Raw genomic sequence first — 23,221 nt, 5'->3', positions numbered from 1 at the left:
CCGATCCACCCTTGGCGAATCCCTCTGACACAGATTCCCGGCGCACGATCGCGCCGGCTATTCACTTGAGATTCTTCCGAAAGGACATTCGTGTCGAACCAGTCACGTAGCAAGACCCGCCTCTCCCGTGCGCTCGGCGTCGCCCTCACCCCGAAGGCCGCCCGCTACATGGAGAAGCGCCCGTACGCTCCCGGTGAGCACGGCCGCACCAAGCGCAAGCAGGACAGCGACTACGCCGTGCGTCTGCGCGAGAAGCAGCGCCTTCGCGCCCAGTACGGCATCCGCGAGAAGCAGCTGCGCATCGCGTTCAACGAGGCGCGCCGCACCGACGGCCTGACCGGTGAGAACCTGGTCGAGCTGCTCGAGATGCGTCTCGACGCGATCGTGCTGCGCGCCGGCTTCGCCCGCACCATCTCGCAGGCCCGCCAGTTCGTGGTGCACCGCCACATCCTCGTCGACGGCCAGCTCGTCGACCGCCCCTCGTTCCGCGTGAAGCCGGGCCAGCTCGTGCACGTGAAGGCACGCAGCGAGGGCACCGAGCCCTTCCAGGTCGCCGCCGCCGGCGGTCACGTCGACGTGCTGCCCAAGCTCCCGGGCTACCTCGAGGTCGAGCTCGACAAGCTCCAGGTGAAGCTCGTCCGCCGCCCGAAGCGCGCCGAGGTCCCCGTGACCTGTGACGTGCAGCTGGTCGTCGAGTACTACGCCGCTCGCTGACGCAGAGCAGTTCCGACAGGGGTCGCGGGGTTTCCCGCGGCCCCTGTCGCGTACTCGGCGAGGGCTTCGGCCCGGCCACTAGACTGGATCGAGGCGCGCCGAGCGCACGGCGCCGGCGACACATCGATCAGGAGCAGGAGCACCTTCGTGAAGAGCATTCTGTGGTTCACCGTCGGCGTCGCGGCCGGATTCGCGGTCGCGCACCAGGTCAACCAGACCAAGCAGGGGCGGGACTTCTTATCCGCGGTCGACGCGAAGGCGAGGGCCTTCGGCCACGCGATCGCCGAGGGGTACCACGCTCGTGACGCCGAGCTCCGCGCCGAGCAGGCCGAGGCGCCCGCGACTCTCTGAGCCGCCCACGATGTGCTTGCCCGGAAACCCCGGGCACGACTGAGAACGGAACCATGCAGACTGCCGACATCCGCCAGCGTTGGCTGGACTTCTTCGCCGAGCGCGGACACACCGTCGTCCCCTCGGCTTCGCTCGTGTCCGACGACCCGACGCTGCTCTTCACCGTCGCCGGCATGGTGCCGTTCGTGCCGTACCTGACCGGACTCGTGCCCGCGCCGTACCCCCGAGCGACGAGCGTGCAGAAGTGCATCCGCACGAACGACATCGAAGAGGTCGGCAAGACGCCGCGCCACGGCACGTTCTTCCAGATGAGTGGCAACTTCTCGTTCGGCGACTACTTCAAAGAGGGCGCCATCTCGATGGCGTGGGACCTGCTCACGACGCCTGAAGACGGCGGCGGCTACGGTTTCGACCCGAACGACCTCTGGGTGACGGTCTTCGAAGACGACGACGAGGCGATCGAGCTCTGGAAGTCGATCGCGGGCCTTCCCGAAGAGCGCATCCAGCGCCTCGGCAAGGACACGAACTACTGGCACACCGGTCAGCCCGGCCCTGCGGGCCCCTGCTCCGAGATCTTCTTCGACCGCGGCCCCGCGTACGGTGCCGACGGCGGCCCGGCGACGGATGACGACCGGTACGTCGAGATCTGGAACCTCGTGTTCATGCAGTACCTCATCGATGACGTGAAGTCGAAGACCGACTTCCGCATCGTGAAGGAACTGCCGAAGAAGAACATCGACACCGGCATGGGGCTCGAGCGAGTCGCCTTCATCAAGCAGGGCGTCGACAACATGTACGAGATCGACCAGGTGCGCCCGGTGCTCGACCGCGCCGCCGAGATCTCCGGGCGCCGCTACGGCGCGAACCACGACGACGACGTGCGCATGCGCGTCATCGCCGACCACGTCCGCTCCGCGCTCATGCTCATGAGCGACGGTGTGAGCCCGTCGAACGAGGGGCGCGGATACATCCTGCGGCGGCTCCTGCGCCGCAGCATCCGGGCGATGCGACTGCTCGGCGTCGAGGGTCCGACGTTCCGCGAGCTCTTCGCCGCCTCGCGCGATGCGATGAAGGCCGCCTACCCCGAGGTCGCGACCGACTACAGCCACATCGAGCAGCTCGCTCTCGGTGAAGAGGAGACGTTCCTGCGCACCCTCACGGCCGGGACCGCGATCCTCGACCTCGCGGTGACGAAGACGAAGGGCTCCGGCCGCGGCGAACTCGCCGGCGACACGGCGTTCCTCCTGCACGACACCTACGGCTTCCCGATCGAGCTCACCCTCGAGATGGCCGACGAAGCCGGCCTCGCCGTCGATCGCGCGGCCTTCGACACGCTCATGACCGAACAGCGCTCGCGCGCGAAAGCCGATGCGAAGTCGAAGAAGAAGGTGCTCGCCGACCTCTCGGTGTACGCCGACTTCCGCGCAAAGGGCGAGACGATCTTCACGGGCTACTCCGAGTTGACGACCGCGTCGACCGTGCTCGGCCTGCTCGTCGACGGTCGCCCGGTGCCCGTCGCGACCGCGGGGCAGACCGCAGAGGTCATCCTCGCCGAGACCTCCCTCTATGCCGAGTCGGGCGGACAGGCGCCCGATCAGGGTCGCATCGTCGGCGACGGCTTCGAGCTCGAAGTGCTCGACGTGCAGAAGCCCATCAAGGGCCTCATCAGCCACACCGTGAAGGTGACCTCGGGCGAGGTCGGCGTCGGTGTGCCGGCGACCACGCTCGTCGACGAGGAGTACCGACGAGGCGCCACGCAGGCGCACTCGGGCACGCACCTCGTGCACGCAGCGCTCCGCCAGGTGCTCGGGCCGAACGCGCATCAGTCGGGCTCCTTCAACAAGGCGGGGTACCTGAGACTCGACTACGGCTGGAACTCGGCGCTCTCGCCCGAGACCCGCAGCGAGATCGAAGAGATCTCCAACGCCGCGATCCGCGACAACCTCGAGGTCGTCACCCGCGAGATGCCGCTCGACGAGGCGAAGTCCCTCGGCGCGATGGCGCTCTTCGGCGAGAAGTACGGCGATGTCGTGCGCGTCGTCGACATCGGCGGCCCATGGTCCCGTGAACTCTGCGCGGGCACTCACGTGTCGACGAGCGCCGAGGTCGGCATGATCAACATCGTGGGGGAGTCGTCGGTCGGCGCCTCGAACCGCCGCGTCGAGTCGCTCGTCGGTCTCGACGCGTTCCGCCGCTTCGCCTCGGAGCGGGCGCTCGTCTCCGAGCTCACCTCGACGCTGAAGACGCGGCCCGATCAGCTCGTCGACCGCGTCGGCGAACTCGTCACGAGTCTGAAGGCCGCCGAGAAGCGCATCCAGCAGTTCGAGGCACGCGCCCTGAACGACCGGGTTCCGGCGCTCGCATCGAAGGCCGTGCGCACGGGCGAAGTGCTGCTCGTCGCCGAGACGGTCGGCACGCTGGGCTCGGGCGACGAACTGCGATCGCTCGCGCTCGCGGTGCGATCGCAGCTCGGCGATGCCGCATCCGTCGTGGCACTGACCGCGGAGGTCGGCGGCAAGCCCGTCGCGATCGTCGCAACCTCGCCCGCCGCCCGCGAGGCCGGTGCGAACGCCGGTGCGCTCGCGAAGACCATGGCCAACGTGCTCGGCGGCGGGGGCGGCGGCAAGCCCGACCTCGCCCAGGGCGGCGGCAGCGACCTCGGGGCGATCCCCGCCGCGCTCGACGCGGTGCGCTCGACGCTCCGCGGGTAGGCCTCGTGCGACTCGGAGCGAGGCTCGGCATCGACGTCGGGCGCGCGCGGATCGGCGTGGCCCGGTGCGACGCCGGGGCGATGCTGGCGACCCCCGTGGAGACGGTTCCCCGTGCGGCCGACGGTGACGCCGATATCGAACGCATCCTCGAGATCGCGCGCGAGCACGACGTGATCGAGATCGTCGTCGGGAATCCGCTGTCGCTCTCGGGCACCTCGACGCCGTCGACCGACGATGCGGTCGCGTTCGCTCAGCGGCTCGCGAGCACGGGCACACCGGTGCGGCTCGTCGATGAACGACTGTCGACCGTCAGCGCACAGCAGGCGCTTCGCGCGACGGGAAAATCGACTCGCAAGCAACGTCCCATCGTCGATCAGGTTGCAGCCGTTATCATTTTGCAACACGCCATCGACGCCGAGCGGGCCTCCGAACGCCCGCCTGGCCGAACGATCGAGACCGACGAAGGGCCATCCCCCCTGTGACCCAGCTCCCCCCAGAGCACGAAGACGCCGACAACGCCGCCACCGACTGGCACGCCCTGCTCGCAGGGGAGCCACCGAGTCGGGCGCCGGGTCGAGCGGATGCCGGCAGCGGGCGAGCGGAGGCCGGCACCGGGCCGGCGGACGCTGCGCCCCGGCGAACGGATTCCGCCGCGGTGCAGGGCGGCCCCGCCCGTACGCCGCCCGGGGATGGGCGCCCGATGACGCGCCGGGAGGCGAGGGAGGCCGAGCAGCGGCAGGCGGCTGCCGACGAGTCGGCTGCGGCTGCGGCTGCGGCGGAGGCTGCTGCCCCCGAGCCGGCTGCCCCTGAGCCGAGAGCCGCGGTGCCCGCAGCGACCGCGCCGCCCCTTTTCGAAGCGGTCATCGCCGATCCGCTGGGCGTCGATCCGGTGGGCGAAGAGCCGGCCCGACCGTCGCGGGCCGAACGACGCGCGGTGACCTCCGATCCGTTCGAGCCCGCCACGCCGAAGCGCAAGGGGGCGTGGGGATGCCTCATCGCACTGCTCGTCGTCGCGGCCCTCGGCGCCGGGGCCTACATCTTCCTGCAGGGGCCGATCAATGCGGTCATCGAACGCTTCACTCCCGCCGCGGACTTCTCCGGTTCCGGCACCGGAGAGCTCGTCTTCATGATCCACGAAGGAGACACCGGCTCGAGCGTCGCCGAGAACCTCGTCGACGAAGGGGTGACCGCCTCCTACGACGCGTTCTACGACCTCCTGCTCGAACAGTCGCCCGAGCCCGAGTTCCATCCCGGTGCCTACCAGTTGGCCGAGGAGATGAGCGCGCAGGCCGCGCTCGACGCACTTCAGGATCCTGAGAACAAGCTCGAGAACACCTTCGTCATTCCCGAGGGCACCTCCCTGCCCGATGCCCTCGTCGCCATCTCGGAGGGAAGCGATGTTCCGCTCGAGAGCCTTCAGGCTGCCGCGGCGGAACCGCCCGCGAGCTACGGGCTGCCCGCTGAGGCCACCACGCTCGAAGGATTCCTCTTCCCGGCCACCTACACGCTCGAGCCGGGGCTCGACGCGCACAGTGCGCTGCAGACCCTCGTGAACCGGCAGTTCGAGGCACTCGATGCCGCCGGAGTGCCGGTCGACCAGCGCTGGCGCACCATCGTGCTGGCCTCGATCGTGCAGCGCGAGGCCGGCTCGAACCTCAGTGATTTCCCGAAGGTCGCGCGGGTGTTCCAGAACCGCCTCGATCAGGGCATCAACCTGGAGTCCGATGCGACGGTCGCGTACGGTACCGGCAACACGCACACCGTCTGGACGACCGACGAGGAACGCGCCGACGCCTCGAACCTCTACAACACCTATGCGAATCCCGGGCTCCCAGTCGGGCCGATCGGCAACCCGGGTGACATCGCGATCGACGCGGCGATCCATCCCGCAGACGGCCCGTGGCTGTTCTTCGTGCCGGTGAATCTCGCCACCGGCGAGACGGTGTTCACCTCGACCGTCGAGGAGCACGAGGCTGCGGTGGCACAGCTGCAGGAATGGTGCGCCCAAGACGAGAACGCGTCGTACTGTGAGTGACGTTCGGCGACTGGCCGTGCTGGGCTCGCCGATCTCGCACTCGAAGAGCCCTCGCCTCCATCGGGCCGCCTACGAGTACCTCGGCCTGCCATGGCAGTACACGGCCGTCGAGATGGACGGCGCGCGGCTCGGCGACTTCGTCCGAGGGCTCGATTCCGAGTGGCGCGGGCTCTCCCTCACCATGCCGCTGAAGCAGGATGTGCTCCCCCTGCTCGACCACGTCGACGGTGTCGCGGTGCTCGCCGGAGCGGCCAACACCGTGCTCCTTGACGGCGACGCGCGCCGGGGCTTCAACACCGATGTCGGCGGCATCGTTCGCACGCTGCAGGAGGCCGGCCTTCGCGACGTCTCGCACGGCGTGCTCATCGGCGGGGGAGCGACCGCGGCTTCCGCGCTCGTCGCGATGTCGGAACTCGGCGCCCGCAGGGTGCAGGTGCTCGTGCGGCGGACGGGCGCTGCGACCTCCCTCGCCGAACTCGGCGCTCGGCTCGGCATCTCGGTCGAGCCCGGTTCCGTCACCGAGCTGGCGACGCTCCGCGGAGCGGATCTCGTGGTGAGCACCGTGCCGGGCGGCGCAGAGCTCGGCGCCGAGGCATCCGAGGAGCTGATCTCGACTGCCGCCTTGCTCGACGTCGCCTACGACCCGTGGCCGACGCCGCTCGCCGCGAGCTGGCTCGCAGGCGGCGGCGTCGTCGTGCACGGCCTCGGGATGCTGCTGCACCAGGCGCTGCTGCAAGTGCGGATCTTCGTGAACGGCGACCCCGAGGTGCCCCTCCGCGATGAGGCCGCTGTACTCGGCGTCATGCGCGGATCACTGCGCTGACACGCTGCGCTGACGCGCAGCGCCGACATCCCTCGCGGGCCGCGCCGTCATGCGCGAGTCCCCGCGCCGAGGCTGTGGAAGGATAGGAACATGCTCCGTTGGCTCACTGCCGGAGAGTCGCACGGGCCTGAGCTCGTCGCGATCCTCGAGGGTCTCCCCGCCGGTATCCCCGTCTCGCTCGACGACATCCGCGCCGATCTCGCGCGCCGCAAGCTCGGTTACGGGCGCGGAGCGCGCATGAAGTTCGAGCAGGACGAACTCGCGATCTCGGGCGGTGTTCGGCACGGGCTGTCGCTCGGCAGCCCCGTCGCGCTGCGCATCGGCAACACGGAGTGGCCGAAGTGGCAGGAGGTCATGAGCCCCGAGCCCATCGACGAGGCGAAGCTCGGTCGCGGCCGGGGTGCGCCGCTCACCCGCCCGCGTCCCGGTCACGCCGATCTCGTCGGCATGCAGAAGTACGGCTTCGACGAGGCGCGCCCCGTGCTCGAGCGGGCGAGCGCCCGGGAGACCGCGGCTCGCGTCGCGCTCGGTGCGGTCGCGCGTTCCTTCCTCGCGGAGCTCGGCATCCGCCTCGTCGCCCACACCCTCGCGATCGGCCCGGTGCGGGTGCCCGAGGGTCGACCGCTGCCGACGCCCGACGATGTCGACCGGCTCGACGCCGACCCGCTGCGGTGCTTCGATGCCGAGACCTCGGCCGCGATGGTCGCCGAGGTCGATCTCGCGCACAAAGAGGGCGACACGCTGGGCGGTGTCGTGGAAGTGCTCGCCTACGGTGTGCCGCCGGGTCTCGGTTCGCACGTGCACTGGGATCGCCGGCTCGACGCGCAGCTCGCGGCGGCGCTCATGGGCATCCAGGCGATCAAGGGCGTCGAGGTCGGCGACGGGTTCCTCACGACCACCCGTCGCGGCTCCGCCGCGCACGACGAACTGCACGTGGCCGACGGCCGCATCGCGAGGGCGAGCGACCGGGCAGGCGGCACCGAGGGCGGCATGTCCACCGGCACGGTGCTGCGGGTCCGCGCCGGCATGAAGCCCATCGCGACCGTGCCGCACGCCCTGCCGACGGTCGACGTCGCGACGGGGGAGGCCGCAGCTGCACACCACCAGCGATCCGATGTCGTCGCGGTTCCCGCCGCCGGCGTCGTCGCCGAGGCGATGGTCGCCCTCACGCTCGCGAACGCCGTGCTCGAGAAGTTCGGCGGGGACTCGGTCGAAGAGACACGGCGCAACCTCGAGTCCTACCTCGCGGCGATCCCCGACACGCTGCGCACGGCCGGCGCTGCGGCGGATGCCGCGACAGACCGTGTCTGACACCGTTCGCCTCGCATTGCCGATCGTGCTCGTCGGCCCCATGGGGGCGGGCAAGTCCCGTGTCGGGCACCGGCTCGCGGAGTCCGTCGGCGCACCGTTCATCGACACCGACCTTCGCATCATCGAGCGATACGGGCCGATCGAGGAGATCTTCGAACGCGAGGGTGAGGAGTACTTCCGCATCGTCGAGCGAGAGGTCGTCGCCGAGGCACTCCGCGAGGAGGCGGTCATCTCGCTCGGCGGCGGGGCGGTGCTGCACGCCGACACCCGTGACGACCTCGCCGGTCTTCCGGTGGTGTGGCTGAAGGTTTCGGCATCCGCGGTGGCGCCGAGACTCGTCGGCGGCAATCGTCCGCTCCTCGCCGATGGCGGGATCGAACGCTGGTCGGCGATCCTCGCGCAGCGGCGCCCGGTCTACGAGGCCGTGGCCAAGTACAGCATCGACACCTCGCGCCGCTCGGTCGCCCGGATCGTCGACGACATCACCGGGCATTTCGGAGGAACACGATGACGGCAGACGAGACCCGCACGAGCATTCGCGTCGGCGGCGAGTCGGGATACGACGTCGTGATCGGCCGCGGTGTGCTCGCCGAGCTCGGCGACGCGCTCGGCTCGGAGCCCGCCAAGGTGCTCATCGTGCACCCGGCGACCCTCGGTGCTCGCGCCGCGGAACTGCTCGAAGAGCTCAGCGGCCGCTACGAGGTGCTGCTCGCCGAGGTGCCCGACGCCGAAGCGGGCAAGCGCATCGAGGTCGCCGCGTTCTGCTGGCAGGTGCTCGGGCAGGCCGACTTCACGCGCACCGACGCGGTCATCGGATTCGGCGGGGGAGCGATCACCGACCTCGCGGGATTCGTCGCTGCGACCTGGCTCCGGGGCGTGCGAGTCGTGCAAGTGCCGACGACCGTGCTCGGCATGGTCGACGCCGCCGTCGGCGGCAAGACGGGCATCAACACCAACGAGGGCAAGAACCTCGTCGGCGCGTTCCATGCGCCCGCCGCGGTGATCTGCGACCTCGACGTGCTCGACACCCTGCCGAAGAACGAGATCCTCGCCGGATTCGCCGAGATCGTGAAGGCGGGCTTCATCCGCTACCCCGAGATCCTCGACATCATCGAGGCCGACCCCGAGGTCGCCACCGACCCGGCCACGCCGGAGTTCCGTCGCGTCGTCGAACTGGCGATCCAGATGAAGGCCGACGTGGTCTCCGAGGACTTCACCGAACAGGGGCTCCGGGAGATCCTGAACTACGGGCACACGCTCGGTCACGCGGTCGAGCACGCCGAGCGATACCAGTGGCGGCACGGTGCGGCCGTCGCAGTCGGCATGGCGTTCGCGGCCGAGCTCGGCCGTCTCTCGGGGCGACTGCCCGACGAGGTCGCCGATCGTCACCGACGCGTGCTCGACCTGTTGAGCCTGCCCACCTCGTATCCGGCGGGCCGTTGGAACACGCTGCTCGCGACCATGCAGCGCGACAAGAAGGCTCGCGCCGGCCAGCTTCGCTTCATCGTGCTCGACGACCTGGCGAAGCCCACCGTGATGCTCGCCCCCGACCAATCGCTGCTGTTCGCCGCGTACCAGGAGATCGCCTCCTAGCCCGAACGACGAGGGCGGACCGATGCCACGAGCACCGATCCGCCCTCGCACCGAGCGCTGGGCTCAGTCGATCGCGGCGACCGCGATGTCGGGATTGTCGCTGAACAGGCCGTCGATACCGGCTTCGACGAAGACGCGGATCTCACCGGCGAGGTCGCCGATGCCGGCAGGATCGGTGCTCGAGCGGAACTCGGCGGCGAGGAACGCGTTCTCGCGGCGGAAGGTCCACGCGTGCACGGCAAGGCCGAGTGCGTGCGCATCGGCGATCACCGCGGTCGGTTCGCCGAGCGTTCCGTCGGCCAGGCGGGGGATCGCCACGCCCTTCTCGACACCGATGCCGTCGGCGTACGTCGCGATCTCGGCGAGCCCCGCCGGGGTCACGAGATCGGCGTAGCTGCGGCTGTCGCCGGCGACCGTGAAGTCGTACGGGCGTCCGGTCCGGTTGACGAGCTGGGCGATGTCGACGTCGGTCAGGCGATCGAGCTCCCGGAGGTTCGCGACCTCGAAGCTCTGCACGATGACGGGGGCTCCGGCGTGGTCGAGACCGTTGGCTGCGAGCTGGGCGACCAGCGGCTCCTCGAGCGAGAGACCGATCGAGTCGAAGTACGTCGGATGCTTCGTCTCGGGGTAGACACCGATCGGTTCGCCCTGGCAGCTGACCGAGTGGCGCGCGAGATCGATGACCTCGTCGAGGGTCGGCACCTGGTACAGCCCGTTGAAGGCCGTGTTCTGCGGGCGCAGCTCGGGGAGACGCTCGATCGCGCGGAGGGTCTTCAGCTCTGCGAGCGTGAAGTCCTCGGTGAACCAGCCGGTCACGGTGACGTCGTCGATCGACTTCGTCGTCTTGCGGTCGGCGAACTCGGGGCGAGATGCCACATCCGTCGTACCGCTGATCTCGTTCTCGTGACGGGCGACGAGTGCCCCGTCCTTCGTCGCCACCACGTCGGGCTCGATGAAGTCGGCGCACTGGGTGATCGCCGTCTCATAGGCCGCGAGGGTGTGCTCGGGCCGGTAACCGCTTGCGCCGCGGTGGCTGATGACCGTGACGTCCGACGAGGGAACACGGCGCTTCGTGAGGTCGATCAGGTCGAACTCGGTGTCGTCGGGGGTTCCCGTGAGACGTGCGTCGTTGCCCGGATAGTTGTTGTCGTTGCCGATGAGGAGGCGCCCGTCGCGCAGGCGCACCACCGTCTCGAACGACTGCACCGGCAGCGAGAACACCTCGCCCGTGCCGTAGCCGTCGCCGGCGGCGAGCAGATCGGGGTTCGCGATGCGCAGGGCGTCGAGCACGAGCCTCTTCTCGACGTAGCCCTCGGCGTCGGTGCGCGAGAGGTCGATCTCGTAGACGCGCTTCGTGACCGCCTGATCGCCCTCGAAGTCATCGCGCTCGACCAGCAGCAGCACATCGCCGCGCACGGTGAAGGCGTCGCCGATGACGTTCGCGTCCTGGTCGGTCTGGTAGCTCCACCGACGCTCGGTATAGGTGCCGCGCTTGGTGTCGAACTCGAGGATCTCGCGTCGGCGCCGGTCGGGGTCGTTCACGTAAGCGCCCTCGAGCACCGGGTAGAGGTAGCGCCCGTTGTTCGAGCCCGCGAGCGCCTCGAATCCGCGGCTCGCGCGAACGAGCGGGGCCTCGCCCGCGACGAGATAGGGATTCTGCGGCGACTTGACTCCGCCCGGCATCGGGAACGGACGCTCGAGGAGCGTGCCGTCGGCACCGAAGTGCAGCAGGAACGGGCCGAACTCCTCGCCGACCCAGAAGGAGCCGTCCTTCGCGCGCACGATCGACTCGATGTCGAAGTCGGCGCCCGTCAGGAGGCGTTCCGTGGTGCTCTCGTTCACGATCGGGAAGTCGAGCACCCGGTTCGCGTCGTTGTAGGAGATGAAACGCTCGATCTCGATCTCGCCGGTACCGCCGTTCGCGGTCTCCCAAGCGGGCCGCACGAGGTAGTTGCGCAGCAGGAAGTCGGCCGAGTTCCCCTTGGAGCCGAAACCGTTGTCGGGCTGCGCCCAGAAGGTGCCGTCGCCGTTGTCGATCATGGCGGAGAACCCGGGTACGACCTGGCCTGCGAAGGGGCCCGTGCGGCCATTGGCCGCCGAGGCGAGTGCGCCCGACGCCGGTCCAGATTCGAGGTGGTCGGCGGAGAGGGTCGCCCGGGCGACGAGGGTGGGCTCGACGATCTTGGCGCTCGGCCCGTGCGGCTTTCCGTCGGCGGCCGCGTGAGCAGGGGAGGGGATGAGGAGGACGGCCGCGGTGGCGGCCGCCGCGGCAAGGGCGAGAAGACGCGTCTGTGCGCGTGCGATGCGATGTGCCATGTCGCCACCCAATCGGGCCGAGCACACGCCGGCGTGGCTGTCCGAGGTCTCGACGTCGACCAATCGGTGAACGCGGGGTGCCCGCGCGCCGAGTGGATGCGACGACGGCGCCCGGCACCGCTGGGTAGGCTGGCCGCGTGACCTCCACGATCCTCGTCCTCAACGGACCGAACCTCGGCCGGCTCGGCACGCGCGAGCCCGAGGTGTACGGCAGCGAGACCCTCGACGACATCCGCGCCTCGCTCGCGGCATCCGTGCCCGCCGACGTCGAGATCGATCTGCGGCAGAGCGATGATGAAGCGGAACTCATCGGCTGGATCCACGAGGCCGTAGACCGCCGGATTCCGGTCGTGCTGAATCCCGCCGCGTTCACGCATTACAGCTATGCGCTTCGTGACGCAGCGGCGCAGCTCAAGCAGGCGAGCGTGCCGCTCGTCGAAGTGCATCTCTCGAATCCGCACACGCGTGAGACCTTCCGCCACACGAGCGTGATCTCCGGCGTCGCCACGGGCGTGATCGCCGGGTTCGGCAGCGATTCGTATCGACTCGCCGTCGACTGGCTGCTGCGTCACGGCTGAGTCGTGTGACGGGGCGGGCGGCGGGGGCCCGCGGCATCCGCTCGCATTGGCGCAGCTTCAGCCGAGCGACTAAACTCGACCGACTGTACTTCGCCGGCCTCTTCCGGCCGAGCCTCTTCGCAACTGAACGGAACACACACGCATGGCAAGCACCGCTGACATCAAGAACGGCGTCGTCCTCTCCATCGACGGCCAGCTCTGGAGCGTCATCGAGTTCCAGCACGTCAAGCCCGGCAAGGGCGGTGCGTTCGTGCGTACCAAGCTGAAGAACGTCGTCACGGGCAAGGTCGTCGACCGCACGTACAACGCCGGCGCGAAGATCGAGATCGAGAACGTCGACCGTCGCGACTTCACCTACCTCTACGCCGACGGAGACGGCTTCGTGTTCATGGACCAGACCGACTACGACCAGATCACCGTGCCCGGCACGGTCGTCGGCGACGCGGCGAACTTCATGCTCGAGAACCAGTCGGTCACCGTCGCGCTGAACAACGGCAACCCGCTCTACGTCGAACTGCCCGCCTCGGTCGTGCTCGAGATCACGTACACCGAGCCCGGCCTGCAGGGCGACCGATCGACCGGCGGCACCAAGGCCGCGACCGTCGAGACCGGCTACGAGATCCAGGTGCCGCTGTTCCTCGAGACCGGCACGAAGGTCAAGGTCGACACCCGCACGGGCGACTACCTCGGCCGTGTGAACGACTAGTGAGCGCTCGTACCAAAGCGCGCAAGCGCGCGCTCGACCTGCTCTACTCGGCCGACATGCGTCAGGTGCCGGTCGAGCAGATGCTCGTGGTCGAGGCCGAGAAGGCGGCGAGCGAGCCCGAACGGGCCGCGTCCTGGCTGTATGCGCGCGAGATCATCGACGGCATCGTCGACCACCGCGCAGAGATCGACGAGCTCATCGAGACCCACTCGCACGGGTGGACGCTCGAGCGCATGCCCGCCGTCGACCGGGCGATCCTCCGCATCGGAGTCTGGGAGATCATCCACAACGACGCCGTTCCCGACCCCGTCGCGATCTCCGAGGCCGTCGAGGCGGCCACGGTGCTCTCGACCGACGACTCGGCCGGGTTCGTGAACGGGTTGCTCGCCGCGATCTCGCACTCCAAGGCCTGATCCAGCCGCCGCCACGCGTCGGAGCGCTGGCCGGCGGGATCCCCGCGCGGCAGGGTGCGAGCCGGGGCCCTGAGACCGCGTTCCGGGCGGCCACCGAAGCGAGTTCAGTGGCACTCCCGACGACGGGTGAGGGCGCCGAGGGTGTGATGGGGTGTGCCGCCGATTCCAGCCGGCACCTCCCACATCGCTCTCGGAAGGAGCACCATGTCCAGCACCACCATCGGCACCGGTCACGTCTCGACCGCGGCCGGGTACAACTCGATCCTCGATCGGGCGAACTCCGCCCAGGCGGTCGTTCAGCGATTCCTCGCGAGCGCCGGCGTCCCGGCGCTTCGGGTCTCGCTCGGGCTCGTCTTCCTCGTGTTCGGTGCGCTGAAGTTCTTCCCGGGGCTGAGCCCTGTCGAGGCGCTCGTGAGCCGAACCTGGAACGTGCTGTCGTTCGGAATCGTCGACGGGTACGCGGCGCTCGCCCTGACGGCGACACTCGAGGTGTTCGTCGGCGTCGCGCTCGTGACCGGCCTGCTGCTCCGAATCGGCCTGCTCGCGCTGGCCGTGACCTTCGTCGGCGTGTTCTCGCCCCTCGTGTTCTTCGCGGGCGAACTCTTCGCCGCGGCCGGCCCGACGCTGACCGCGCAGTACATCCTGAAGGACGTCGTGCTCGTGGCCGCCGCCATGGTGATCGCGGCGAAGGCGTTCACCCGTCCGATCCGGTGACCCTGTGCGGCCGCCGCCCGCCCCCACTGACGACCCCCTCCGCGCGCGGTGGGGGTCGTTCGCGTCTTGGGCCGGGCATCGACGCGGTCGTCTCCCCGGCAGTCACCGCGGCAGTCACCGCGCGCCGGGCACGATAAGCTGGCCTGACGTTGACAACCTTTAAGGCCGTCCTGTGAGGCGGAGAAGGGAGTCGTTTGATGGCACGTGCCGTGCTCAGTCAAGCTGACATCTCGCGGGCGCTGACCCGCATCTCGCACGAGATCCTCGAATCCAATCGCGGGAGCTCCGATCTCGTCATCCTCGGCATCCCGACCAGGGGCGTGATCCTCGCCCGTCGCATCGCCGAGACCATCGCCCGCATCGAACCCGATGCCGCCCCGGCCCTCGCCGGCGCGCTCGATGTCACGATGTACCGAGACGACCTCACGCGCACGCGCACTCGCACTCCGCAGCCGACCGATCTGCCCCCGCGCGGCATCGACGGCAAGACGGTGGTGCTCGTCGACGACGTGCTCTACTCCGGACGCACGATCCGCGCCGCGCTCGACGCGTTGAGCGACCTCGGCCGCGCCCGCGCGGTGCGGCTCGCGGTGCTCGTCGATCGCGGCCACCGGGAGTTCCCGATCCGTGCCGACTTCGTCGGCAAGAACCTGCCCAGTTCGGCCCGGGAGCGCATCAATGTGCGCCTCGTCGAGATCGACGGCGACGACGCCGTCACCATCGACGAAGGCGAGGAGTGATGCGGCACCTCTTGAGCACCCGCGAGCTCGACCGCGATCAGGCCATCGAGCTGCTCGACATCGCCGAGGAGATGGCGGCCGTGCAGGAGCGCGAGGTCAAGAAGCTCCCGACGCTTCGCGGAAAGACCGTCGTGAACCTCTTCTTCGAGGATTCGACCCGCACCCGCATCTCGTTCGAGGCCGCGGCCAAGCGCCTCTCGGCCGACGTCATCAACTTCAGCGCGAAGGGCTCGAGCGTCTCGAAGGGCGAGAGCCTGAAGGACACGGCGCAGACCCTGCAGGCGATGGGCGCCGACGGGGTCGTGATCCGGCACCCTGCGTCGGGGGCGCCGCACACGCTCGCGACGAGCGGATGGATCGACGCCGGCGTCATCAACGCCGGCGACGGCACCCACGAACATCCCACTCAGGCGCTGCTCGATGCGTTCACGATGCGCCGGCGCCTGCACGGCGGCGCATCGCGAGGGCGAGCGCTCGACGGCGTGCGGGTCGTGATCGTCGGCGACGTGCTGCACTCCCGGGTCGCCCGATCGAACGTCTGGCTGCTCGCGACCCTCGGCGCCGAGGTCGAGCTCGTCGCCCCGCCGACGCTCGTTCCCGTCGACACGAGCTCGTGGCCGGCGCGAGTCGGCTACGACCTCGACGCCGCACTGCGCGGCACTCCCGACGTCGTCATGATGCTGCGCATCCAGGCGGAGCGCATGCACGCGGCGTTCTTCCCGAACACTCGCGAGTATGCGCGAACCTGGGGGCTCGACGACGCCAGGTTCGACGCACTGCCCCCCGGTACGATGGTCATGCACCCCGGCCCGATGAACCGCGGGCTCGAGATTGCCGCCCGCGCGGCCGACTCACAGCAGTCGACCGTGCGAGAGCAGGTTGCGAACGGAGTTTCAGTGAGAATGGCCGCCCTCTACATGCTGCTGTCCGGCGAACGGGGGGAGGCCTGATGAACCGACGTTTCCTGATCACCGGCGCCACCCTGCCCGGTGGCGAGCGCGCCGACGTGCTGCTCGACGGGGGCATCATCGCCGAGGTCGGCCGCATCGCGGATGCCGCGGGCGCGACGGTCGTCGACGCCGACGGGCTCATCGCCCTTCCCGGCCTCGTCGACCTGCACACGCACCTGCGAGAGCCCGGCTACGAACAGAGCGAGACCGTGCTGACCGGCACGCAGGCCGCCGCCGCGGGCGGCTTCACGGCCGTGTTCGCGATGGCGAACACCTTCCCGGTCGCCGACACGGCCGGCGTCGTCGAGCAGGAGGCGAGCCTCGGCCGTGCCGCAGGCTACGCGACCGTGCAGCCGATCGGGGCGGTGACGGTGGGCCTCGCCGGACAGCAGCTCGCCGAACTCGGTGCGATGGCGCGCTCCCGTGCGAACGTGCGGGTCTTCTCCGACGACGGATTCTGCGTCTCCGACCCGCTGCTCATGCGGCGGGCCCTCGAGTACGTCAAGGCCTTCGACGGGGTCATCGCCCAGCACGCGCAGGAGCCGCGCCTCACCGAGGGCGCCCAGATGAACGAGGGTGCGCTTTCCGGAGAGCTCGGCCTCACCGGCTGGCCGGCCGTCGCCGAGGAATCGATCATCGCGCGCGACGTGCTGCTCGCCGAGCACGTCGGCTCGCGGCTGCATGTCTGCCACGTCTCGACGGCCGGGTCGGTCGAGGTCATCCGCTGGGCGAAGGCCCGGGGCATCGACGTGACCGCCGAGGTGACCCCGCACCACCTGCTCCTCACCGAAGAGCTCATCGCCGGCTACGACCCGCGATTCAAGGTGAACCCCCCGCTCCGCCGTGCTGAAGACGTCGAGGCGCTCCGCGCCGCTCTCGCCGACGGCACGATCGACATCGTCGCCACCGACCACGCGCCGCACCCGGTCGAGGCGAAGGAGAGCGAGTGGCAGGCCGCCGCCAACGGCATGGTCGGTCTCGAATCCGCCCTGGCGGTCGTGCACGCCGCCGTCGTCGAGACGGGGCTCATGGGCTGGGCGGATGTCGCGCGGGTGATGTCGTCCGCGCCGGCGCGCATCGGCCGCCTCCGCGGTCACGGCGAGTCGATCACCGCCGGTGCGGCACCCGAGCTGACGCTGTACGACCCCGCCGCGGCATCCGAGTTCGACCTCGACCGGCTCGCCGGACGCAGCACGAATTCGCCGTATCTCGGTCGTCTGCTGCCGGGCCGCGTGGTTGCGACCTTCCACGGCGGCTACCCGACCTTCCTCGACGGTGCGGTGCGACCGCGCGAAGAGGTCGCCCGGAACGCGGAGTCCGCCTGGGGGGTCCAGCATGGATAAGTGGATGGGGATCGTCGTCGCCGTCGTGATCGTCGCGATCGCCGGCTGGCTGATGTACCGCTCGTGGAAGCGACGCACGGTGCGCGACGAGTCACTCGGCTCGTATCCGCTGCCCACCGATCACGATGCGCCGACCCTCGAGACCGAAGTGCTCTACGTGGCGACCACGCCGATGGGCGAGCCCCTCGAGCGCCTCGCCGTGAGCGGGCTCGCGTTCCGCGGCTCCGCCCGCATCGAGGTGCTTCCCGAAGGCGTCGTGCTGCGCATCGCGGGGGAGTCCACGACCTTCATCCCGGTCGATCGACTCGTCGGCGCCGAGCTCGCGAGCTACGCCATCGACCGCGGCGTCGAGCCCGAGGGCCTCATCGCCCTCACCTGGATCGCCGATGAGCGGGGTGCTGCCGATCAGGCCCGCGCCCGCGTCGACAGTTACGTGCGCGCCCGGTATCCGGGCGACTCGGCCCGGATCGTCCAGGCCGTCAACGACATCGCCGCGGCGCCACCCGCGCCGCGGCCAGAGCAGGAGAGTGAGGCCTCGAATGACTGAGACCCCCATCGGCACGAACGACACCGCCGTGCTCGTCCTCGAAGACGGACGCCGCTACGACGGGCGCGCCTACGGCGCGCGTGGTCGCACCCTCGGCGAAGCGGTCTTCGCCACCGGCATGACCGGCTACCAGGAGACCCTGACCGATCCGTCGTACGCGGGCCAGATCGTCATGATGACCGCGCCGCACATCGGCAACACCGGCATGAACGACGAAGACATGGAGTCCGCCCGCATCTGGGTCGCCGGATTCATCGTGCGCGACCCCTCCCGCGTCGTCTCGAACTTCCGCTCGCAGCGGAGCCTCGACGACGACCTCGAGGCCGCGGGCGTCATCGGCATCAGCGGCATCGACACGCGCGCCCTCACCCGTCACCTCCGTTCGGCGGGCGCCATGCGAGCCGGCATCTTCTCGGGCGACGACGCGCTGCTGACCCCCGGCGAACAGCTCGACCTCGTGCAGAGCGCTGTGGCCATGGCCGGGGCGAACCTGTCGGGGGCGGTCTCGACGGCCGAGGCCTACACGCTGCCGGCCGATGGCGACCGCGTGGGCTCGGTCGCGGTGCTCGACCTCGGCGTGAAGACGTCGACCCTGAAGTACCTCGCCGAACGCGGCTTCGACGTGCATGTCGTGCCGCAGTCGGTCACGGCCGAAGAGGTGCTCGCGCTGGCTCCCGACGCACTGTTCTTCTCCAACGGGCCGGGCGACCCCGCGGCATCCGACCGGCATGTCGAGCTGCTGCGCACGACGCTGCGCGAAGGGCTGCCGTACTTCGGCATCTGCTTCGGCAACCAGCTGCTCGGACGCGCCCTCGGCTTCGGCACCTACAAGCTGCCCTTCGGGCATCGCGGCATCAACCAGCCGGTGCTCGACAAGGCCACCGGGCGCGTCGAGATCACCGCGCACAACCACGGATTCGCCGTCGACGCCCCGATCGACCGGGTGAGCGAATCGAGCGAGGGCTTCGGCCGCGTCGAGGTGAGCCACTACGACCTCAACGACAACGTCGTCGAGGGATTGAACTGCCTCGACATCCCGGCGTTCAGCGTGCAGTACCACCCCGAGTCCGCGGCCGGCCCGCACGACGCGAACTACCTCTTCGATCGATTCCGCGACATGGTGATCGCGAACACCTCGACGAACTCAGCGACCGAAGGAAGCAACGAGTAATGCCCAAGCGCGACGACATCAACAGCGTTCTCGTCATCGGATCCGGCCCGATCGTCATCGGGCAGGCCGCCGAGTTCGACTACTCGGGCACCCAGGCGTGCCGCGTGCTGCGGGCCGAGGGCGTGCGGGTCATCCTCGTGAACCCGAACCCCGCGACGATCATGACCGACCCCGACTTCGCCGACGCGACGTACATCGAGCCGATCACGCCCGAGATCATCGAGTCGATCATCGTCAAGGAGAAGCCCGACGCGGTGCTCCCGACGCTCGGCGGCCAGACGGCGCTGAACGCGGCGATCGCCCTGCACGACGCCGGCATCCTCGAGAAGCACGGCGTCGAGCTCATCGGCGCGAAGGTCGACGCGATCCGCAAGGGCGAAGACCGCCAGCTCTTCAAGGACCTCGTGATCGAGGCGGGCGCTGGCGTCGCCCGATCGCACGTCGCGAAGACGCTCGAGCAGGCGAAGGAGTTCGCGCTCGACCTCGGCTACCCGCTCGTGGTGCGCCCGTCGTTCACGATGGGCGGACTCGGCTCGGGCTTCGCGTACACCGAGGACGAGCTCGTGCGCATCGTCACGCAGGGCCTGCACGACTCGCCGACGACCGAGGTGCTCCTCGAGGAGTCGATCCTCGGCTGGAAGGAGTACGAGCTCGAACTCATGCGCGACACCGCCGACAACACGGTCGTCGTCTGCTCGATCGAGAACGTCGACCCCGTCGGCGTGCACACCGGTGACTCGATCACCGTGGCACCCGCGCTCACGCTGACCGACCGTGAATTCCAGCACCTGCGTGACATCGGCATCGACATCATCCGCGCCGTCGGCGTCGACACCGGCGGCTGCAACATCCAGTTCGCGATCGACCCGGCCGACGGCCGCGTCATCGTCATCGAGATGAACCCGCGTGTCTCCCGCTCGAGCGCGCTCGCCTCGAAGGCCACCGGCTTCCCGATCGCGAAGATCGCCGCGAAGCTCGCCATCGGCTACCGCCTCGACGAGATCCCGAACGACATCACGCGGGTGACCCCGGCGTCGTTCGAGCCGACCCTCGACTACGTCGTCGTCAAGGTGCCCCGGTTCGCGTTCGAGAAGTTCCCGGCCGCCGACCCCACCCTCACCACCACCATGAAGTCGGTCGGCGAGGCGATGGCGATCGGCCGCAACTATGCGACCGCGCTGCAGAAGGCGCTCCGCTCGCTCGAGAAGCGCGGCTCCTCGTTCCACTGGGGAGACGAGAAGCGCACCGCCGAGGAGCTCGTCGAGGCATCCCGAATTCCCACCGACGGCCGCATCGTGCTCGTGCAGCAGGCGCTCCGCAAGGGTGCCAGCCTCGAGCAGCTCTTCGAGGCGACGAAGATCGACCCGTGGTTCCTCGACCAGATCGTGCTCATCAACGAGGTCGCCGAGACCATCGCCTCGGCCGAGAACCTCGACACCGAGCTCCTGCTGCTCGCGAAGGACCACGGCTTCTCCGACGCTCAGATCGGCCAGCTCCGCGGCTTCGGCGAGGCCGACGCCCGCGAGGTTCGCCACATCCTCGGCATCCGCCCGGTCTACAAGACGGTCGACACGTGCGCCGGCGAGTTCCCGGCGCTCACGCCGTACCACTACTCGAGCTACGACGTCGAGACCGAGGTCGAGCCCAGCGACCGCAGCAAGGTCGTCATCCTCGGCTCGGGCCCGAACCGCATCGGCCAGGGCGTCGAGTTCGACTACTCGTGCGTGCACGCCTCCTTCGCGCTGTCGGCCGCCGGGTTCGAGACGATCATGATCAACTGCAACCCCGAGACGGTCTCGACCGACTACGACACGAGCGACCGGCTCTACTTCGAGCCGCTCACCCTCGAAGACGTGCTCGAGGTCATCCACGCCGAGTCGCAGTCGGGCGAGCTCGTCGGCGTCGTCGTGCAGCTCGGCGGCCAGACCGCCCTCGGACTCGCCAAGGGACTCGAGGCCGCAGGCATCCCGATCCTCGGCACGAGCCCCGAGGCGATCGACCTCGCCGAGGAGCGCGGGCTCTTCTCCGGCATCCTCGACGCGGCGGGCCTGCTCGCGCCGAAGAACGGCACCGCCATCGATCTCGCCGGCGCGGTGCACGTCGCAGAGGGCATCGGCTACCCCGTGCTCGTGCGTCCGAGCTACGTGCTCGGCGGGCGCGGCATGGAGATCGTCTACGACTCGCCGTCGCTCGCCGACTACTTCGCGCGTATCGAGGGCCAAGGCATCGTCGGGCCGACGCATCCGCTGCTCGTCGACCGGTTCCTCGACGACGCGATCGAGATCGACGTCGACGCCCTATACGACGGCACCGACCTGTACATCGGCGGCGTCATGGAGCACATCGAGGAGGCCGGCATCCACTCCGGCGACTCGAGCTGCACCCTGCCGCCCGTGACGCTCGGCCGCGCCGAGGTCGACCGGGTGCGCGTGGCGACGCGCGCCATCGCCGAGGGCATCGGCGTTCGCGGCCTGTTGAACGTGCAGTTCGCGATCGGCGCCGGCGTGCTCTACGTGCTCGAAGCCAACCCGCGCGCGAGCCGCACCGTGCCCTTCGTCTCGAAGGCCCTGGGCATCCCGCTCGCGAAGGCCGCCTCGCGCATCATGGTCGGTGCGACCGTCGCCGAACTCATCGCCGAGGGCATGCTTCCCGCGTCCGACGGGTCGCGAGTGCCGCTCGACGCACCGATCGCCGTGAAAGAGGCCGTGCTGCCGTTCCACCGCTTCCGCACCCGCGAGGGCATCATGGTCGACTCGGTGCTCGGCCCCGAGATGCGTTCGACCGGCGAGGTCATGGGCATCGACAAGGACTTCCCGACGGCGTTCGCGAAGAGCCAGCTCGCCGCGTACGGCGGCATGCCGACGTCGGGAACCGTCTTCGTCTCGGTCTCCGATCGCGACAAGCGGTCGATCATCCTCCCCGTGCTCCGTCTGCAGCAGCTCGGCTACGACATCGCAGCGACCGAGGGCACCGCCGAGGTGCTGCGGCGCAACGGCATCCGTGCGCAGGTGGTGCTGAAGTTCAGCGACAAGACGAGCGAGGATGCCGCGTCGGTCGTCGAGCTCATCCACCGCGGTGAGGTCGATGTCGTGGTGAACACCCCCAGCGGGCGTTCGTCGCGCGCCGACGGGTACGAGATCCGTGCCGCGGCCGTGGCCGCCGACATCCCGCTCTTCACGACCATCGCCGAGCTCTCGGCGGCCGTGGCGTCACTCGACGTACAGCGCGAGGGATTCGAGGTCACGAGCCTGCAGGAGTACCAGCTCAGGCGGGAGGCGAACGCATGAGCGACGCCACACCGTTCGGCGAGCGGCTCGACGCCATCTTCGCCGCGTACGGCAAGCTGTGCGTCGGCATCGACCCGCACGCGTCGCTGCTCGACCAGTGGGGGCTGCCCGACTCGGCCGAGGGCGTGCGTGAGTTCGGCCTCCGCACGGTCGATGCCGTCGCGGGTCGCGCGGGCATCGTGAAGCCGCAGGTGGCGTTCTTCGAACGACACGGCGCAGCGGGCTACGTGGCGCTCGAACGCGTGCTGGCCGAGGCGCGCGACGCCGGCCTGCTGGTGATCGCCGACGTGAAGCGCGGCGACATCGGCACGAGCGTCGAGGCGTACGGGCAGGCGTGGCTGCGTCCCGGCTCGGGTCTCGAGTCCGATGCCATGACGATCAGCGCGTATCAGGGGCTCGGATCGATCGACGGCGTGCTGACCGCCGCCGACTCGGCCGGCAAGGGCGTGTTCGTGCTGGCCGCGACCTCGAACCCCGAGGCCGCCGCCATTCAGCGCGCGGTGCTGCAGCAGTCGAGCCGTGCCGGAAACACCGTGGCGCAGGCCATCACCGCGGGCGTCATCGGCTGGAACCAGGGGCGAGCGGATGCCGCGAGCCGGCCGCTCGGCTCGGTCGGCGTGGTGCTCGGCGCGACGGTCGACCTCCGAACCTCGGGCATCGATCTCGATGCCGAGCCGCCGAAGCCCGGTCTGCCGGTGCTCGCGCCCGGCTTCGGTCATCAGGGGGCGGAGCTCTCCGACCTTCGTGCGATCTACGGATCGCTCGCAGGCGGCGTCATCGTCAGCGAGTCGCGATCGATCCTCGGTGCGGGTCCCGACGGTCTCGCCGAAGCCATCCGCCGCCGGGTCAACGAGGTCGGTGCCGCGAGTGTCTGAACACGAGACGTCCACCGGCAACCCCGCCGACCCCGCCGCCGAC

The 23,221-nt window shown here is 69.6% G+C and carries 21 protein-coding genes; 20 read left to right on the top strand and 1 reads right to left on the bottom strand.

What is annotated here, in order from left to right:
* Positions 1–90 precede the first annotated feature (90 nt).
* The 9 genes from rpsD (at position 91) to aroB (ending at position 9,538) form a co-directional block, all read left to right on the top strand.
* The gene (gene rpsD / locus DCE93_RS08210) at positions 91–714 is read left to right on the top strand and encodes a 30S ribosomal protein S4 (RefSeq protein ID WP_056650762.1); all 624 of its coding nucleotides are present in this window, start codon (positions 91–93) and stop codon (positions 712–714) included.
* Between the two features lie 147 nt (positions 715–861).
* Positions 862–1,065, top strand: coding sequence for a hypothetical protein (locus DCE93_RS08205; protein WP_108595458.1), 204 nt, complete (start codon positions 862–864; stop codon positions 1,063–1,065).
* Positions 1,066–1,118: 53 nt separating this feature from the next.
* Positions 1,119–3,776 (top strand): alanine--tRNA ligase, encoded by a 2,658-nt coding sequence (gene alaS, locus DCE93_RS08200; protein ID WP_108595457.1) that lies wholly within the window; start codon positions 1,119–1,121, stop codon positions 3,774–3,776.
* A 5-nt stretch (positions 3,777–3,781) separates the two neighbouring features.
* Positions 3,782–4,258 (top strand): Holliday junction resolvase RuvX, encoded by a 477-nt coding sequence (gene ruvX / locus DCE93_RS08195; RefSeq protein WP_108595456.1) that lies wholly within the window; start codon positions 3,782–3,784, stop codon positions 4,256–4,258.
* The gene (gene mltG, locus DCE93_RS14785; RefSeq protein WP_244284125.1) at positions 4,255–5,811 is read left to right on the top strand and encodes an endolytic transglycosylase MltG; all 1,557 of its coding nucleotides are present in this window, start codon (positions 4,255–4,257) and stop codon (positions 5,809–5,811) included. Before ruvX ends, mltG begins: the two co-directional genes overlap by 4 nt.
* Entirely contained in the window at positions 5,804–6,634 is an 831-nt protein-coding gene (locus DCE93_RS08185; RefSeq protein ID WP_108595454.1) for a shikimate dehydrogenase, read from the top strand. The genes mltG and DCE93_RS08185 overlap by 8 nt, the downstream gene beginning before the upstream one ends.
* A 90-nt stretch (positions 6,635–6,724) precedes the next feature.
* A complete protein-coding gene (aroC, locus tag DCE93_RS08180) occupies positions 6,725–7,945 on the top strand; it encodes a chorismate synthase (protein ID WP_108595453.1) in 1,221 nt (406 codons plus the stop codon).
* The gene (locus tag DCE93_RS08175; protein WP_244284124.1) at positions 7,938–8,456 is read left to right on the top strand and encodes a shikimate kinase; all 519 of its coding nucleotides are present in this window, start codon (positions 7,938–7,940) and stop codon (positions 8,454–8,456) included. The genes aroC and DCE93_RS08175 overlap by 8 nt, the downstream gene beginning before the upstream one ends.
* Entirely contained in the window at positions 8,453–9,538 is a 1,086-nt protein-coding gene (gene aroB, locus DCE93_RS08170; protein ID WP_108595452.1) for a 3-dehydroquinate synthase, read from the top strand. Before DCE93_RS08175 ends, aroB begins: the two co-directional genes overlap by 4 nt.
* Before the next feature lie 63 nt (positions 9,539–9,601).
* On the opposite strand, the gene DCE93_RS08165 is transcribed toward aroB, so the two are convergent.
* Positions 9,602–11,854, bottom strand: a complete 2,253-nt coding sequence (locus DCE93_RS08165; RefSeq protein ID WP_108595451.1) for an esterase-like activity of phytase family protein — start codon at positions 11,852–11,854, stop codon at positions 9,602–9,604.
* Positions 11,855–11,991: 137 nt separating this feature from the next.
* Here DCE93_RS08165 and aroQ point away from each other — a divergent pair, with 137 nt between their 5' ends.
* The 11 genes from aroQ (at position 11,992) to pyrF (ending at position 23,178) form a co-directional block, all read left to right on the top strand.
* Entirely contained in the window at positions 11,992–12,432 is a 441-nt protein-coding gene (gene aroQ / locus DCE93_RS08160; protein WP_108595450.1) for a type II 3-dehydroquinate dehydratase, read from the top strand.
* A 142-nt stretch (positions 12,433–12,574) separates the two neighbouring features.
* A complete protein-coding gene (gene efp, locus DCE93_RS08155; RefSeq protein WP_108595449.1) occupies positions 12,575–13,138 on the top strand; it encodes an elongation factor P in 564 nt (187 codons plus the stop codon).
* A complete protein-coding gene (nusB, locus tag DCE93_RS08150) occupies positions 13,138–13,551 on the top strand; it encodes a transcription antitermination factor NusB (RefSeq protein ID WP_108595448.1) in 414 nt (137 codons plus the stop codon). The genes efp and nusB overlap by 1 nt, the downstream gene beginning before the upstream one ends.
* Before the next feature lie 204 nt (positions 13,552–13,755).
* On the top strand, positions 13,756–14,265 hold the full coding sequence (locus DCE93_RS08145; RefSeq protein WP_108595447.1) for a DoxX family membrane protein: 510 nt from the start codon (positions 13,756–13,758) through the stop codon (positions 14,263–14,265).
* A gap of 194 nt (positions 14,266–14,459) precedes the next feature.
* A complete protein-coding gene (gene pyrR, locus DCE93_RS08140; RefSeq protein ID WP_108595446.1) occupies positions 14,460–15,005 on the top strand; it encodes a bifunctional pyr operon transcriptional regulator/uracil phosphoribosyltransferase PyrR in 546 nt (181 codons plus the stop codon).
* The gene (locus DCE93_RS08135) at positions 15,005–15,955 is read left to right on the top strand and encodes an aspartate carbamoyltransferase catalytic subunit (protein WP_108595445.1); all 951 of its coding nucleotides are present in this window, start codon (positions 15,005–15,007) and stop codon (positions 15,953–15,955) included. Before pyrR ends, DCE93_RS08135 begins: the two co-directional genes overlap by 1 nt.
* Positions 15,955–17,298 (top strand): dihydroorotase, encoded by a 1,344-nt coding sequence (locus DCE93_RS08130; protein WP_108595444.1) that lies wholly within the window; start codon positions 15,955–15,957, stop codon positions 17,296–17,298. The genes DCE93_RS08135 and DCE93_RS08130 overlap by 1 nt, the downstream gene beginning before the upstream one ends.
* 4 nt (positions 17,299–17,302) lie before the next feature.
* Entirely contained in the window at positions 17,303–17,845 is a 543-nt protein-coding gene (locus tag DCE93_RS08125; protein WP_108595443.1) for a PH-like domain-containing protein, read from the top strand.
* Complete coding sequence (carA, locus tag DCE93_RS08120) at positions 17,838–19,016, top strand: glutamine-hydrolyzing carbamoyl-phosphate synthase small subunit (RefSeq protein WP_205647410.1); 1,179 nt, start codon at positions 17,838–17,840, stop codon at positions 19,014–19,016. The genes DCE93_RS08125 and carA overlap by 8 nt, the downstream gene beginning before the upstream one ends.
* Positions 19,016–22,303, top strand: coding sequence for a carbamoyl-phosphate synthase large subunit (carB, locus tag DCE93_RS08115; RefSeq protein WP_108595442.1), 3,288 nt, complete (start codon positions 19,016–19,018; stop codon positions 22,301–22,303). Before carA ends, carB begins: the two co-directional genes overlap by 1 nt.
* The gene (pyrF, locus tag DCE93_RS08110; RefSeq protein ID WP_108595441.1) at positions 22,300–23,178 is read left to right on the top strand and encodes an orotidine-5'-phosphate decarboxylase; all 879 of its coding nucleotides are present in this window, start codon (positions 22,300–22,302) and stop codon (positions 23,176–23,178) included. Before carB ends, pyrF begins: the two co-directional genes overlap by 4 nt.
* Positions 23,179–23,221 lie beyond the last annotated feature (43 nt).

Source organism: Agromyces badenianii (genome assembly GCF_003070885.1).
Lineage (GTDB): Bacteria > Actinomycetota > Actinomycetes > Actinomycetales > Microbacteriaceae > Agromyces > Agromyces badenianii.
The sequence above is the reverse complement of the archived record's forward strand: the minus strand, read 5'-3'. Positions and strand labels throughout refer to the sequence as shown.

Excerpts from the sequence above, each read along its gene's own strand:
- aroB (WP_108595452.1), top strand. The coding sequence starts at position 8,453 with ATGACGGCAGACGAGACCCGCACGAGCATTCGCGTCGGCGGCGAGTCG.
- DCE93_RS08125 (WP_108595443.1), top strand. The coding sequence starts at position 17,303 with ATGGGGATCGTCGTCGCCGTCGTGATCGTCGCGATCGCCGGCTGGCTG.
- DCE93_RS08135 (WP_108595445.1), top strand. The coding sequence starts at position 15,005 with ATGCGGCACCTCTTGAGCACCCGCGAGCTCGACCGCGATCAGGCCATC.
- carA (WP_205647410.1), top strand. The coding sequence starts at position 17,838 with ATGACTGAGACCCCCATCGGCACGAACGACACCGCCGTGCTCGTCCTC.
- alaS (WP_108595457.1), top strand. The coding sequence starts at position 1,119 with ATGCAGACTGCCGACATCCGCCAGCGTTGGCTGGACTTCTTCGCCGAG.
- efp (WP_108595449.1), top strand. The coding sequence starts at position 12,575 with ATGGCAAGCACCGCTGACATCAAGAACGGCGTCGTCCTCTCCATCGAC.
- DCE93_RS08130 (WP_108595444.1), top strand. The coding sequence starts at position 15,955 with ATGAACCGACGTTTCCTGATCACCGGCGCCACCCTGCCCGGTGGCGAG.
- DCE93_RS08145 (WP_108595447.1), top strand. The coding sequence starts at position 13,756 with ATGTCCAGCACCACCATCGGCACCGGTCACGTCTCGACCGCGGCCGGG.
- pyrF (WP_108595441.1), top strand. The coding sequence starts at position 22,300 with ATGAGCGACGCCACACCGTTCGGCGAGCGGCTCGACGCCATCTTCGCC.
- aroC (WP_108595453.1), top strand. The coding sequence starts at position 6,725 with ATGCTCCGTTGGCTCACTGCCGGAGAGTCGCACGGGCCTGAGCTCGTC.
- DCE93_RS08165 (WP_108595451.1), bottom strand. The coding sequence starts at position 11,854 with ATGGCACATCGCATCGCACGCGCACAGACGCGTCTTCTCGCCCTTGCC.
- carB (WP_108595442.1), top strand. The coding sequence starts at position 19,016 with ATGCCCAAGCGCGACGACATCAACAGCGTTCTCGTCATCGGATCCGGC.